This window comes from Rhizobium leguminosarum (assembly GCF_004123835.1).
Classification (GTDB): domain Bacteria; phylum Pseudomonadota; class Alphaproteobacteria; order Rhizobiales; family Rhizobiaceae; genus Rhizobium; species Rhizobium leguminosarum_M.
This window is the reverse complement of the sequence record NZ_MZMU01000010.1, coordinates 22,331-36,488: the sequence shown is the minus strand read 5'-3', so window position 1 is coordinate 36,488 and position 14,158 is coordinate 22,331. Positions and strand designations below refer to the sequence as shown.

The window sequence follows — 14,158 nt, the reverse complement described above, 5'->3', positions numbered from 1 at the left end:
CGCTTGGCGGGCAATTGTTTGCAACGCGGAGAATTGCCCAAAAACGTTCAATTTTCCCCGATCGCGACAATCCACCCCGGTAAAACTGAGTTAATCACTCATCTTATTCAGGGCTTCGCCGCACGCAGGTATTGCGCGGCACGAGTGGGTATAGGACATATGCGCGGGCAGACCAGGGGTCTCATTTTCAAGGCAACTCTATTGGCAGGCGTGGCAACCGCCGGCCTGATCGCGGGCTCCGCCGCGGCACAGGAAGCGAATTCGACTGAGCTCGAACCGATCGTCATCCAGGGCGGCAGCGACACCGCCACCAGTCCGGTCAAAGGCTATGCCGCCAAGAACTCCTCCACCGGTTCGAAGGGCGACACCCCGCTCAACGAAATCCCGCAATCCGTCTCCGTCATCGGCACCCGTGAAATGGACGATCGCGGCATCACCAACAAGATCGACGAGGCGCTGCTTTATACGCCTGGCGTCACGTCGCAGCCCTTTGGCAACGACGGCGATACCGACTGGTTCTATATCCGCGGCTTCGACGCAACGCAGACCGGCGTCTTCTTCGATAATCTGACGCTGTTCAGCTATGGCTTCGGCGGCTTCCAGCTCGATCCCTTCATGCTGGAGCGCGTCGAGGTGCTGAAGGGTCCGGCCTCCGTGCTTTACGGCGGAGCAAACCCAGGCGGCATCGTCAATCTCGTCCGCAAGCGCCCGCTCGACGAGCCGCTGTTCTATACCGAGATCGGCATCAACAGCAACGGCAACGCCTTCACCGGCTTCGATGTCTCCGACAAGGTCGGCTCCAGTGGAACGATGAGCTATCGCATCACCGGCAAGGTTGCCGGCGGCGACAATTATTCGGATTTTTCCGAGGATCTGCGCGGCTTCATCATGCCGCAGCTCACCATTTCGCCGGATGACAGCACCAGCCTCACGGTCTGGGGTTACCTCGCCGGGCTCGACCAGGTGCATACCGGCAACGGCTTCTTCCCCTATGTCGGCACTGTCGAGGATGCGCCGTTCGGCAAGATCGACCGCGACGCCTTCTATGGCGAGCCCGACATCGATAATGGCAGCTATGTGCAGAAGATGATCGGTTACGAATTCGAACATGAATTCGACAATGGCATCAAGTTCTCACAGAATGCGCGCTACGGCCATCTCGACAAGCATGAGATCGGCCCCTACCTGAACGGCTGGGTCGGCGGCGTGCCGACGGGTCCGGACTACCAGCTGGCGCGCATCGGCTTCGAAGGCCGCTCGGGGGTCGATAGCTTCTCGATCGACAACCGGATCGAAGGCGAGACCGAAATCGGCGGCGCCACGCATAATCTTCTTGCCGGGCTCGACTACACCTATTATCGCCTGCAAAATTGGCAGGCCTGCTGCGGCTCCAATTCGATCAGCGCAACCGATCCCATCTATGGCACGACACAGGGCGCCAATTTCGTCTATGCCGACGGCGTCGTGACCAAGAACCAGATCGGTGTCTACGCCCAGGATCGGATCCATTTCGGTGATGGCTGGCTGCTGACGCTCAACGGCCGCTACGACTATGTCGATATCGACCAGAACGCCGAAATCGGCACGACCTACAGCACCAACGACAGCGCGCTCAGCGGTCGCATCGGCCTTGCCTACGAGTTCGACAACGGTCTGACGCCCTATGTCAGCGCCGCGACTTTCTTCAACCCGCTCGTCGGCACCGGTGTTTCCGGCGCGTTGAAGCCGGAAGAGGGCGAGCAGTTCGAAGGCGGCATCAAGTACGAGCCGGCCTTCATCGACGGCTCGCTGACGGCCTCGGTCTTCCACATCACCAAGCGCAACAACACGGTGACCAATCCCCTAACCTTCGCCCAGAGCCAGCTCGGCGAGGTGGTTTCGCGCGGCGCCGAACTCGAAGGCAAGGTCAATATCAACGAGAATTGGAAGGTTCTCGCATCACTCGCCTATACCGATATGGAGGTGACGGAGAACGACGCCAATCCGGCGCTGGTCGGCAATTCACCCTATATCGTCCCGAAGGTGACCGCCTCTCTCTGGATCGACTACACGCTGACGACAGGGGCTTTCGAGGGCATGAGTTTTGGCGCCGGCGTCCGCCATCAGGGCTGGTCCTGGGCCGACGAGGCCAATACCGAGAAGGTGCCGGCCGCCACGCTCGTCGACGCTGCGATCCGCTACGAGAAGGAAAACTGGGGCGCCTCGCTCAACGTCGCGAACCTCTTTGACAAGGAATATGTCAAGGGTTGCGGCGGACTGACCGTCTGCGGTTACGGCGATGCCCGCACCGTCACCTTCAAGCTCAGCAGGAAGTGGTAAGTTGACAATCTTAGTTTAGTTTTGCAGGAACCTGTGGGGAAAGGGAGGGCCTGCCCTTCCGGACCCGTTTGCGGCGCCGAACCTGGAGCAAACCATGCCTTCGCCTTTCCTTGCCCTCTCGCGGATAGATTATGCCATCGGGCCGAAATCCATCCTGTCCGGCATCGACCTGACGCTTGAGCGCGGCCGCATTTACGGACTGGTGGGGCCGAACGGTTCCGGCAAGAGCACGCTTTTGAAGATCATCGCCCGCCAGGTCGGGCCGAAATCCGGCGTCATTTCCTTCGATGGCAAGCCGGCGGGTGACTGGGGCAACCGGGCCTTTGCCCGGCACGTCGCTTACATGCCGCAATTCACGCCGGCGACCGACGGGATGACCGTGCGGGAACTTGTGGCGCTCGGCCGTTTTCCCTGGCACGGCACGCTTGGCCGCTTCACCGCGACGGATCGCAGCATGGTCGAGGAAGCGATCGTCCGCACCGAGCTCGAGGAATTTGCCGATCGTCTCGTCGCCAGCATGTCCGGCGGCGAACGCCAGCGCGCCTGGATCGCCATGATGCTGGCCCAGAACGCCCGCTGCCTGCTGCTCGACGAGCCGACGTCGGCACTCGACCTCGCCCATCAGGCAAGCGTTCTTTCGCTGGTCAAGGAACTCAGCCATGAACGCAGGCTGACTGTCATCATCGTGCTGCACGATATCAACCTCGCCGCGCGCTATTGTGACGCGATCATCGCGCTCAATCGCGGCCGGATCACCGCCGAGGGCACGCCCACCCAGATCATGCAGGCGGATACGCTGCAGTCGATCTTCGGCGTCGGCATGGGCGTCTTCCCGCATCCGGTTCGAAACGAGCCGGTGAGCTATCTGTTGTAGGCCATGGCTTTTTTGGCGTTCTTCTCCCGCAGGCAGTTTCTGGCCGCTGCGGCGGCCTCGCTCTCCACCCCCGCGCGTTTGCGGGCGGCGGAGGGCCTGCGCATCGCAACGCTCGACTGGGCGCTGCTCGAAACCCTGCTGGCAATCGGCGCGAATGTCGTTGCGGCAACCGAACTGCGGCAATTCCGCGAGGTGGCGGTCACGCCTGAAGTGCCGGCAACAGCCGCCGATCTCGGCCTGCGCGGCACGCCGAATTTCGAGGCGCTGCGGTTTGCCCGGCCGGAACTGATCTTCAACTCGAACTTCTATGCGTGGGCAGACGAACGCATGCGCGGGGTCGCGCCTGTGGAAAGCCATGCGATCTACAAACCCGGCGACAGCCCCTTTGCGCTGGCCGAGCAGGCCACACTTGCAATCGGCGAGCGTCTGCAGCTTGCCGCAGCGAGACAATTGACCGAAGAGCTTGCAGCCAGGCTCGACCGCTACCGGGCTGTCTTTGCCGCCGGCGACGGGCGGCCGGTGATCCCGATCAATCTCGGCGATGCCCGGCATTTCCGTGTCTTCGGCTCCGACAGCATGTTCGGCGAGGTGCTGAAACGCGTCGGTCTCACCAATGCCTGGCAGGCTGCGACCAGCTATTCGGCCGCAGCTCCCGTCGGCATCGAGATATTGGCATCGATGCCTGACGCCTGGATCGTCATGATCCCGCCACACCCGGCCGATGCGCTCGCCACGCTTTCTGCCAGCAGCTTCTGGAATGCGCTGCCGGCCGTGCGCGAGAAACGCGTGCTGATGCTCGGCTCGATCAATCCCTATGGCGCACTGCCGGCCGCTGCCCGTTTTGCCGATCTTCTGGCGGAGGGGCTCAGCCATACATGGAATGGTTAGCCGCGCCAGGCCCGCGCGAAGCTCGAGCACGCCCGTTATCGGCATGATCCTGGCCTTACTCTGCATCATTGTCTTCGCACTCCTCGTCGCGACACGTCCCGAGGTTCCGCACGACGATGCCGATGCAGCCATGCTGAACGGGGTGCTGCTCTGGAACAGCATCATGCCCCGGGCTGCGTTGGCCCTGATCGCCGGCGCCGCGCTCGGCCTTTCCGGCACATTGCTGCAGCGCGTCCTGCGCAATCCGATCGCCGATGCCTCCACGCTCGGCATCGCCTCCGGGGCGCAACTGGCAATGACGGCGGCAATGAGCTTCTCGCCCCTGCTCATCGGATTTTCGCGCGAGATGGCCGCCTTCGGCGGCGGACTCGCGGCTGTCGCCATCGTGCTGGCTCTGAGCTGGCGGCGCGGGCTCGATCCGGTGACCGTCGCGCTCTCTGGCCTTATCGTCAGCCTGATCGCCTCGGCCCTCAGCGTCACGCTGATCCTTTCGCGCGGCGAATATGCCATGTCGATCTATATCTGGGGCGCCGGTTCGCTCAGTCAGCAGGATTGGAACGGCGCGCTCTCGCTCGGCCCTCGGCTTATCCTCGGCTTTGCCGCCGCTCTGCTGCTAGTGCGGCCGCTCCGCATCCTTGCCCTCGACGACAGCGGCGCCAAGAGCCTCGGCCTTGCCCTGCATTCGACCCGCCTTGCGATCGTCGCACTCGCCGTCTGGCTTGCCGCCTCGGTGATATCAGAGGTCGGCGTGATCGGCTTCGTCGGGCTCGCCGCCCCTGCGATCGCAAGGCTTGCCGGCGCGCGCAACACCGGCAAACTGATGATGACAGCACCGCTGATGGGCGCCGGCCTGCTGTTCCTGACCGATTGCCTCACCCAGATCCTCGGCCCCGGCTTCACCGATCTGGCGCCGACGGGAGCCGCAACCGCCCTGCTCGGCGGTCCCCTATTGCTCTGCCTGCTGCCGCGCGTGCATTCCGTTTCGGCCATTGCCGCCCAGTCGAATGCAGCGCCGAACAGGCTCGCTAGGCCGCTTCTGGCCCTTGGGGCACTCTTTACTGCCCTCGCCCTGATCTTTGCCGTCGTCCTCACCCTCGGCCCTGCCGAGGACGGCTGGCATGTCGCGACCGGCTCGCTCTTGACCGATCTCCTGCCCTTCCGACTGCCGCGAACGATCGTGGCGGCCGGGGCCGGCGCCATGCTGGCGGCAGCCGGCTTCATCATGCAGCGCGTCACCGGCAATCCGATCGCGAGCCCCGAGGTGCTGGGTGTCAGCAGCGGTGCCGGTGCGGGTCTGACCGTGGCGCTCTTTCTCTTCGGATTCCCCTCGCCCATCATCATGCTGCTTGCCATGGCGCTCGGCGCGCTGGCCGCCTTCCTTACGATGATCGCCATATCAGCCCGCGCGCAATTCTCGCCGGAACGCATGCTGCTTGCCGGCGTCGGCATCGGCGCCTTCGGCATGGCGATCGTGACCATGGTGCTCGCCCAGGGCGATATGCGCGGCTATATCCTGCTCACATGGCTTTCCGGCTCGACCAACCGCGCCGGCGTCTTCGAAGCCTGGACGGCCATCATCTCGCTCGTCGTGCTGACAGCGCCCTTGCCCTTCCTCAGCCGCTGGCTGACGATCCTGCCGCTCGGCGCCGGCCCCAGCCGCGCCATCGGCCTTCATGTCGGGGCAAGCCGACTGGCGCTTGCCGTCCTCGCCGCGCTGATGACGGCGATCGCCTCATTCCTCGTCGGACCACTCAGCCTCACCGGCCTGATTGCGCCGCATCTTGCCCGCCTTGCCGGCTTCCGCGCCCCGGGCCACCGGCTGGCGGCGAGCCTCCTCTTCGGCGCCGGCGTGCTGATGGCGGCGGACTGGCTGTCGCGCGTCGTCATCTACCCCTACCAGGTGCCGGTCGGCCTCTTCGCGGCCCTGATCGGCGGCCCCTATCTTATCTGGCTGCTTTCGCGAAAGGAGGTTCAGCAATGACGGCTGAACGATTTACAGTATCCGGCGTCGCAGTCACCGCCGACCCCGGCAGAATGCTCGACGAGATCTGCACGCATTTCGTCGAGCACGGCACCGTCACCCGAAACGGCGACGCCGTCACAGTCGAGACGATGATCGGCAAGGCCGATATAAGTCGAGACGGCCAGGCACTCGCGATCGAGCTCTCCTGCCGGAGCGCGCGTGCGCTCCAGAATGTGCGGGCCATCCTTGCCGAACACCTCTTCGGCTTTGCCGGCGAGGAGACGCTGGAGCTCACCTGGTCCGATGCTCCAAAGGCGGACCGCCTGCCCGATCTGCGCGAAATCCGCGTCATCGGCGCCAAAAACATCACCCCGCATATGCGCCGGGTCACCGTCGCCTGCGACGATACCAGGCATTTTGCCGATGGCGGCCTGCATTTCCGCCTGCTCATTCCGCCGAAGGGGCGCCCGCCCGTCTGGCCGCGCTCCCTCTTCTCCCCAGCGGGGAGAAGGTGGCCCGAAGGGTCGGATGAGGGGGCCGCACGGTACGCCATTCATTGCCCTTCGCTTGCGCTCAGCGCATTCGCGGCTTGCCGCTCACCCCCTCAACCGCCTGCCGGCACCTTCTCCCCGCTGGGGAGAAGAGATTCGCGGCAGCGTCTCGGTCCCCCTTCTCCTCGGTAGGGTAGGAAATATCGGACCAAACGGGCACATGGTTGAGGTTGGCGAGTGTTGCAGACACTACCAAGGCTCACATCCGCTCGCGGAACATCTCTATGATGGCGGAAAAGTCCCTTCCGCCATTGCCCTGCTTTTCGAAGAGCGCGAAAAGCTGCGCTGCTTCCGCGCCGAGTGGCGTGGAGGCGCCGCTCGCCAGCGCCGCTTCCTGGGAGAGCCTGAGATCCTTCAGCATCAGAGCCGCGGCAAAGCCCGGCTTGTAGTCATTATTCGCCGGCGAGGTCGGCACCGGTCCGGGCACCGGGCAATAGGTATTGACCGACCAGCACTGGCCTGACGAGGTCGAGGCGACGTCGAACAGCGCCTGATGCGAGAGGCCAAGCTTTTCGGCGAGCACGAAGGCCTCGCAGACGCCCACCATCGAAATGCCTAATATCATGTTGTTGCAGATCTTCGCCGCCTGGCCGGCGCCGGCCTCGCCGCAATGGACGATCTTCTTTCCCATGGCCTCGAGGATTGGTTTTGCCTTCGCGAAGGCGTCTTCCGAGCCGCCGGCCATGAAGGTCAGCGTGCCGGCGCTCGCCCCGCCCGTGCCGCCGGAGACCGGGGCGTCGAGCGACAGGCAGCTTGCGGCCTTGGCCATCTCATGCGCCTTGCGGCTGCTTTCGACATCGATGGTCGAGCAATCGATGACCAGCGTGCCTTGCGCGGCGGACTGCAGGATATCGGTCCAGGCCGTCAGCACGTGTCTGCCCTGCGGCAGCATGGTGATGATGATCTCCGCGTCCTTGACCGCCTGGCTGGCATGGCTTGCCGGCTTGACGCCCCTCTCCTCGGCGGCCTTCAGCACCGAAGCCGCGAGATCGAAGCCGAGGACCTCGTGACCTGATTTGACCAGATTGGCGGCCATCGGCCCACCCATGTTGCCGAGGCCGATGAATGCGATCCTTGCCATGGTCTTCTCCTATCGATTGTCTTCGAGGATCATTGCTGCCGCCTTTTCGGCGATCATGATGGTCGGCGAATTGGTGTTGCCCGAGGTGATCGACGGCATCACCGAGGCGTCGGCGATCCTGAGCTTGCCGAGCGCCCGGAATCTCAGCCTGGGATCGACGACGCTGTCCCTGTCGGCGCCCATGCGGCAGGTGCCGACGGGATGAAAGATCGTCGTGCCGATCTCGCCCGCCGCCCGCTCCAGATCGGCCTCCGTCTGATAGGCAGGTCCCGGCTTGAATTCCTCCGGCCTGAAACGGGCAAATGAAGGCTGCGCGACGATCCTGCGCGTCAACCGTATTGAACGAACAGCTATGTCACGATCGCGTTGCGTCGAGAGGTATTTCGGGCTGATCGTCGGCTGGGCGGCAAAATCCGGGCTCGACAGATGCACCGAACCCCGGCTTTCCGGCCTCAGATTGCAGACGCTCGCGGTGATTGCCGGGAAAGGATGGACGGGATCGCCGAACTTCTCCAGCGAGACCGGCTGCACATGATATTGCAGGTCGGGCGTTTCCCGGTCCGGGCCCGATCGGGTGAAGATGCCGAGCTGGCTCGGCGCCATCGCCATCGGCCCGGAGCGGCGGACGAGATATTCGAGCCCGATCGCCGCCTTGCCGATCAGCTTCGTCGCCTTCTCGTTCAGCGTCGGAACGCCCGTCACCTTGTAGGCCAGACGCAGCTGCAGATGGTCCTGCAGGTTCTCGCCGACACCCTTCACCTCGGTGACGACATCGACACCCGCCCGCTGGAGAACCTCGCCCCTGCCGATGCCTGACAGTTCCAGGATATGCGGCGAACCGATCGAACCGGCCGAAAGGACGGTTTCTTTCGCAGCATAGGCGCGTTTCGCCACGCCACCATGCTGGAATTCGACGCCGGCAACGGCACCCTCCTCCACCAGTAGCCGCCGCACCTGCGCCTTGGTCAGGACGGTCAGGTTGGAGCGCCTCATCGCCGGGCGCAGGAAGGCCTTCGAAGTGTTCCAGCGGATGCCGGAACGCTGGTTGACGTCGAAATAGCCGGAGCCCTCGTTGCTGCCGCGATTGAAATCCGCAGTCTCCGGGATACCCGCTTCTCCGGCCGCCTGCTGAAAGGCATCGAGCACGGCCCAGCGCACACGCGCCTTCTCGATGCGCCATTCGCCGCCGGCACCATGCATCTCGTCTTCGCCGCGATAAAAATCCTCGGACTTGCGGAAGAAGGGCAGAACATCGTCCCAGCCCCAGCCGCTGCAGCCCATCTGCCGCCAGAGGTCGTAATCGCGCGCCTGGCCGCGCATGTAGATCATGCCGTTGATCGACGAACAGCCGCCCAGAACCTTGCCGCGCGGATAGCTCAGCGCCCGGCCGTTCAACCCTGCTTCCGGCGCCGTGGTGAAGCACCAGTCAGTACGCGGATTGTTGATGCAATAGAGATAACCGACCGGAATATGGATCCAGTGATAGTTGTCGCTGCCGCCGGCTTCGAGCAGAAGCACCCGGCTCTGGCCATCGGCAGACAGCCGGTTGGCGAGCACGCAGCCGGCGCTGCCTGCCCCGACGATGATATAGTCGTAACGATCCATGCCCCGCATGAGACTCCAGATGCTTGCCGCTTTCCCCTCCCCGCAGCACGGGGAGAGGAAGGGTCGCAGCGCCGCCGCCCGTCTCTTTCCCCGGAAAGAATAATTCTTTCCGGAAAGAGAGAGGTCCGCCCGTTCAGCGGCGATAGACGAAGCCCAGTTTCCGCCCCAGCCGCGAGGCGTAGAATTCGCCGATGATGCCGCGGCGGAAGATCAGCACGCAGACCATGAAGACGATGCCGGTGATGATCGTCACCGGGAATTCCGAAGTGGCGAGGTAGTTTTCCAGCACCACCACCAGCCCGGCGCCGAAGAGCGGGCCGATCAGCGTGCCGATGCCGCCGAGCAGCGTCATCAGGATCACCTCGCCCGACATCTGCCAGGCAACGTCGGTCAGCGTCGCGAACTGGAAAACGATCGATTTCACCGCGCCCGCGAGCCCTGCAAGCGCCGCCGACATGACGAAGGCGCCGAGCTTGTAGCGCGCTACGGAATAACCGAGCGAGATCGCCCGTTGTTCGTTCTCGCGGATCGATTTCAGGATCATGCCGAAGGGCGAATTGATAAAGCGCCAGATGATCAGGATGCCGACGAGAAAGACGGCCAGCACGAAATAATACATGTTGGTCGAGCTGTTCAGATCGATGAAACCGAAGAGGTGGCCGCGCGGCACCGACTGAATGCCGTCCTCGCCTTCGGTGAATTCCGCCTGCAGGCAGAAGAAGAAGAACATCTGCGACAGCGCCAGCGTGATCATCGCGAAATAGATGCCTTGGCGGCGGATGGCGAAGAAGCCCATGACGAGCCCGAGAAACGCCGCACCCGCCACGCCGATCAGGATGCCGAGTTCCGGCGGCAGGCCCCATTCCTTCACCGTATAGGCGGTGAAATAGGCAGCTCCGCCGAAGAAGGTGGCATGGCCGAAGGACAGGAGGCCGGTATAGCCGAGCAGCAGGTTGAAGGCACAGGCAAAGAGCGCGAAGCAGAGCAGCTTCATCAGGAAGATCGGATAGAAAAAGAACGGCGCCAGCAGCAGGAGCAGCAGTCCCGCAAGCAGGAAACCCGCCTGCACCGAAAGAGCGGTTCGGCTTTTTTCCGTTCGGATGGTTTCGGTGATGTCGGCCATGTCAAGCATCCCGTCCGAAGAGGCCCGCGGGCCTGATGAGAAGCACGATCGCCATGATGACGAAGATCACGATGTTGGACGCCTCGGGATAGAAGACCTTGGTCAGGCCCTCGGCGATGCCGAGCACATAACCGGTGATGATCGCGCCCATGATCGATCCCATGCCGCCGACAACGACGACGGCGAAGACGACGATGATCATGTTCGAGCCCATCAGCGGCGAGACCTGGTAGATCGGCGCCGCCAGCACGCCGGCAAAGGCAGCGAGACCGGCGCCGAGCGCGTAGGTGAGCGTCAAGAGCACCGGCACGTTGACGCCGAAGACCTGCACCAGCACGGCGTTTTCGGTGGCGGCGCGCAGGTAAGCCCCGAGCTTGGTCTTCTCGATCAGCAGCCAGGTGCCGAGGCAGACGACGAGCGAGACGACCACCACCCAGCCGCGATAGATCGGCAGGAACATGAAGCCGAGGTTCGCCCCGCCGGCAAGAGCTGCCGGCGTCGCATAGGGCTGGCCGGAAGAGCCGTAGAGATAACGGAAGGTGCCCTCGACCGCCAGCGCCATCCCGAAGGTGAATAGCAGGCCGTAGAGCGGGTCGAGATCGTAGAGCCGGCGCAGGAACAGCCGCTCGATGATTGCACCGGCAAGGCCGACGATGACAGGCGCCAAGATCAGCGACGGCCAGTAGCCGATGCCGGCATAGGTCAGCAGCAGGTAGGCGACGAAGGCGCCGAGCATATATTGCGCGCCGTGGGCGAAGTTGATCACCCGGAGCAGGCCGAAGATGATAGCGAGGCCGAGGCTGAGCAGCGCGTAGAACGAGCCGTTGATCAGGCCGATCAGCAGCTGGCCGAGCATCGCCTGCAGGGGAATGCCGAAGATCATCGTCATCTGGTCATACTCCCAGAACCTTATGCAGCGTATCCATGCGCTGCGGTAGTTCACCGACCGGGAATTCCGACACCATCTGCCCATGATCCATCAGATAGAAGCGATCGGCAATACGGCTGGCGAAACGGAAATTCTGCTCGACGAGCAGGATCGTCATGCCGCGCTCCTTCAGCGTCTTCAGCACCTCGCCGATGCGCTGGACGATAACGGGGGCAAGTCCCTCCGTCGGTTCGTCGAGAATGAGCAGCCTGACGCCGGTGCGGAGGATTCGAGCGATCGCCAGCATCTGTTGCTCGCCGCCGGAAAGCTTGGTGCCCGGGCTGCCGCGGCGCTCGTAGAGATTGGGGAAAAGCTCGTAGATTTCGTCGAGCGTCATGCCGCCCTCTGCCACAACCGGCGGCAGCAGCAGGTTTTCCGAAACGGTGAGCGTCGAGAAGATGCCACGCTCCTCCGGCACGAAGCCGATGCCCCGATGCGCCGTCTTGTGCAGCGGCACCTGCATCATATCGCTGCCGTCAAAGCTGATCTTGCCCTTGCGGGCCCGCACGATGCCGGTGATGGTGCGCAGCGTCGTCGTCTTGCCGACGCCGTTGCGGCCGAGAATGGTGATCGTCTCGCCTTCGGCCACACGCATGTCGACGCCGTGCAGGACGTGGCTTTCGCCGTACCAGGCATTGAGCCCCTGGACTTCGAGGAGAGTGGCCATCAATGCTCCTCCGTGCCCATATAGGCCACACGCACACGCTCGTCCTGGCTGACGGTCGCGTAGTCGCCCTCGGCGAGGATCTCGCCGCGCTGCAGCACGGTGACATGCTGGCAGATATTGGCGACGACGGACAGATTGTGCTCGACCATCAATACCGCGCGGTCCCGGGCGACCTCCCGGATGATCGATGAGACGACGCCGACATCCTCCTGCCCCATGCCGGCCATCGGCTCGTCGAGCAGCAGTACCTTCGGATCCAATGCCAGCGTGGTGGCGATCTCCAGCACGCGCTTGCGGCCATAGGAAAGATCGGCGGCGATGTGATGGCGCTCCTTGGAAAGTCCGACGCTGGCGAGCAGTTGCTCGGCGCGCTCGTTCAGCCGGTCGAGTGCGGAAAGCGGCCGCCAGAACTGTGTGGAAAGATTGTTCGGCCGCTGCAGCGCCACCCGCACATTGTCGAGAACGGTCAGATGCGGGAAGACCGCCGAGATCTGGAAGGAGCGCACCAGCCCCATGCGCGCCACTTTATCGGGCGGTGTTTTGGTAATATCGGTGCCCATCAGCGTGATCGTGCCCGATGTCGGCTGCAGGAATTTCGTCAACAGGTTGAAGACCGTGGTCTTGCCGGCGCCGTTCGGGCCGATCAGCGCATGCACGCTGGCGTCATGCACGTCGAGATCGACGTTCTTGACGGCCGTGAAGCCGCCGAAATCGCGGCGCAGGCCGCGGGCGCATAACACCACCCGCGGCTTCGCCAGAGTTTCAGTTGCGGAAACCGCCATCGTGCTTACTTCACCAGATCGCAGCCGCTCTTGGCGGGATCGATATAGGCTTCCTTGCCGGGAATGGTGGCGAGCACGTTGAAGTAATCCCACGGCTCCTTGCTCTCGGAAGGCTTCTTGACCTGCAGCAGGTACATGTCGTGGATCATGCGGCCGTTGGCGCCGACCGTGCCCCCGCGGCCGAAGACGTCGTCAACAGGCATTTCATGCAGCAGCTTGGCGACGGCTTCCGTCTCGTCGGTGCCGGCCTTCTGGATCGCCTTCAGATATTGCGTCACCGCCGAGTAGGTGCCGGTGTGGACCATGTTCGGCATCTTGCCGGTGCGGTCGAAGAACTTCTTTGCAAAGGCGCGGCTTTCGTCGTCGCGGTTCCAGTAAAAACCTTCCGTCAGCGTCAGCCCCTGCGCCGCCTCGAGGCCAAGGCCATGCACTTCGGCGAGTGTGAAAAGCAGCGCCGCCAGATGCTGGCCACCCTGGGTGATGCCGAATTCAGCCGCCTGCTTGATGGCATTCGAGGTGTCGAGGCCGGCATTGGCAAGACCGATCACCTTGGCGCCTGACGATTGCGCCTGCAGCAGGAAGGACGAGAAGTCCTGGCTCGACAGCGGATGGCGGACGGCACCGACGACCTTGCCGCCGCTTGCCTTGACGTAGTCGCTGGTTTGCTGCTCCAGCGAATAGCCGAAGGCATAGTCGGCGGTCAGGAAGAACCAGCTGTCCCCGCCTTGCTTGACGAGCGCGCCGCCGGTGCCGACGGCGAGTGCATGGGTGTCGTAGGCCCAATGGAAGCCATAAGGCGAGCAGGCCTTGCCGGTGAGATCCGTCGTCGCCGCACCGGTGACGATGTCGATCTTCTTCTTTTCCTTGCCGATCGCCTGCACGGCGAGCGCCACGGACGATGTCGTCAGTTCCATGATCGCATCCACCTGCTCGGTGTCGTACCATTGGCGGGCGATGTTGGAGGCGATATCCGGCTTGTTCTGGTGGTCGGCATCGACGATCTCGACCGGCACATCCAGCACCTTGCCACCGAACTCCTCGACCGCCATCTTGGCTGCCTCGACGGAAGACTTGCCGCCGAAATCGGCATAGACGCCCGACTGGTCGTTCAGGATGCCGATCTTGACCTTGCCGTCGGTCGCGCTCTGCGCGAGCACCGCTGTGCTGCTCGCAAGCAGAAATGCAACTGATGCAATGAGATTCTTTCGCATATTCTCTCCTCCCAGAGATTGGCCAAATTGCGGATCTGTTCAAATTTGGCCAGCCGCACTCCTCAGGACGACGGACCCTCACCTTACGATCACGGAAATTCCGCCCTGAGGCAACGGGTGATTTACAACTAATTCCAAACAGTATCTGTTCGTTTTTGAACAGAGG

12 protein-coding genes are annotated in these 14,158 nt (G+C 63.2%); 5 read left to right on the top strand and 7 right to left on the bottom strand.

From position 1 onward, the window contains the following. Positions 1–159 precede the first annotated feature (159 nt). The 5 genes from B5P46_RS13585 to B5P46_RS13565 all read left to right on the top strand — a co-directional run bounded on the left by B5P46_RS13585 (position 160) and on the right by B5P46_RS13565 (position 6,727). A complete protein-coding gene (locus B5P46_RS13585) occupies positions 160–2,319 on the top strand; it encodes a TonB-dependent siderophore receptor (protein ID WP_129419105.1) in 2,160 nt (719 codons plus the stop codon). Between the two features lie 94 nt (positions 2,320–2,413). Then, complete coding sequence (locus B5P46_RS13580; RefSeq protein WP_129419104.1) at positions 2,414–3,193, top strand: ABC transporter ATP-binding protein; 780 nt, start codon at positions 2,414–2,416, stop codon at positions 3,191–3,193. A gap of 3 nt (positions 3,194–3,196) precedes the next feature. Further along, positions 3,197–4,081, top strand: a complete 885-nt coding sequence (locus tag B5P46_RS13575) for an ABC transporter substrate-binding protein (protein WP_129419103.1) — start codon at positions 3,197–3,199, stop codon at positions 4,079–4,081. Then, positions 4,074–6,062 (top strand): Fe(3+)-hydroxamate ABC transporter permease FhuB, encoded by a 1,989-nt coding sequence (gene fhuB / locus B5P46_RS13570; protein ID WP_129419102.1) that lies wholly within the window; start codon positions 4,074–4,076, stop codon positions 6,060–6,062. Before B5P46_RS13575 ends, fhuB begins: the two co-directional genes overlap by 8 nt. Beyond that, on the top strand, positions 6,059–6,727 hold the full coding sequence (locus B5P46_RS13565) for a DUF2218 domain-containing protein (RefSeq protein WP_245456157.1): 669 nt from the start codon (positions 6,059–6,061) through the stop codon (positions 6,725–6,727). Before fhuB ends, B5P46_RS13565 begins: the two co-directional genes overlap by 4 nt. Before the next feature lie 67 nt (positions 6,728–6,794). Here B5P46_RS13565 and mmsB read toward each other — a convergent pair whose 3' ends face one another. The 7 genes from mmsB to B5P46_RS13525 form a co-directional block, all read right to left on the bottom strand. Continuing rightward, a complete protein-coding gene (gene mmsB / locus B5P46_RS13555; protein WP_129419101.1) occupies positions 6,795–7,676 on the bottom strand; it encodes a 3-hydroxyisobutyrate dehydrogenase in 882 nt (293 codons plus the stop codon). Positions 7,677–7,685: 9 nt separating this feature from the next. Continuing rightward, positions 7,686–9,281, bottom strand: coding sequence for a GMC family oxidoreductase (locus tag B5P46_RS13550; protein WP_129419100.1), 1,596 nt, complete (start codon positions 9,279–9,281; stop codon positions 7,686–7,688). Between the two features lie 133 nt (positions 9,282–9,414). Beyond that, the gene (locus B5P46_RS13545) at positions 9,415–10,404 is read right to left on the bottom strand and encodes a branched-chain amino acid ABC transporter permease (protein WP_027665628.1); all 990 of its coding nucleotides are present in this window, start codon (positions 10,402–10,404) and stop codon (positions 9,415–9,417) included. Position 10,405: 1 nt separating this feature from the next. Beyond that, on the bottom strand, positions 10,406–11,293 hold the full coding sequence (locus B5P46_RS13540; RefSeq protein ID WP_129419099.1) for a branched-chain amino acid ABC transporter permease: 888 nt from the start codon (positions 11,291–11,293) through the stop codon (positions 10,406–10,408). A 4-nt stretch (positions 11,294–11,297) separates the two neighbouring features. Next, entirely contained in the window at positions 11,298–11,999 is a 702-nt protein-coding gene (locus tag B5P46_RS13535) for an ABC transporter ATP-binding protein (protein ID WP_028741797.1), read from the bottom strand. Then, positions 11,999–12,781 (bottom strand): ABC transporter ATP-binding protein, encoded by a 783-nt coding sequence (locus B5P46_RS13530; RefSeq protein ID WP_129419098.1) that lies wholly within the window; start codon positions 12,779–12,781, stop codon positions 11,999–12,001. The genes B5P46_RS13535 and B5P46_RS13530 overlap by 1 nt, the downstream gene beginning before the upstream one ends. A 5-nt stretch (positions 12,782–12,786) precedes the next feature. After that, a complete protein-coding gene (locus B5P46_RS13525) occupies positions 12,787–13,992 on the bottom strand; it encodes an ABC transporter substrate-binding protein (RefSeq protein WP_129419097.1) in 1,206 nt (401 codons plus the stop codon). Positions 13,993–14,158: the final 166 nt, after the last annotated feature.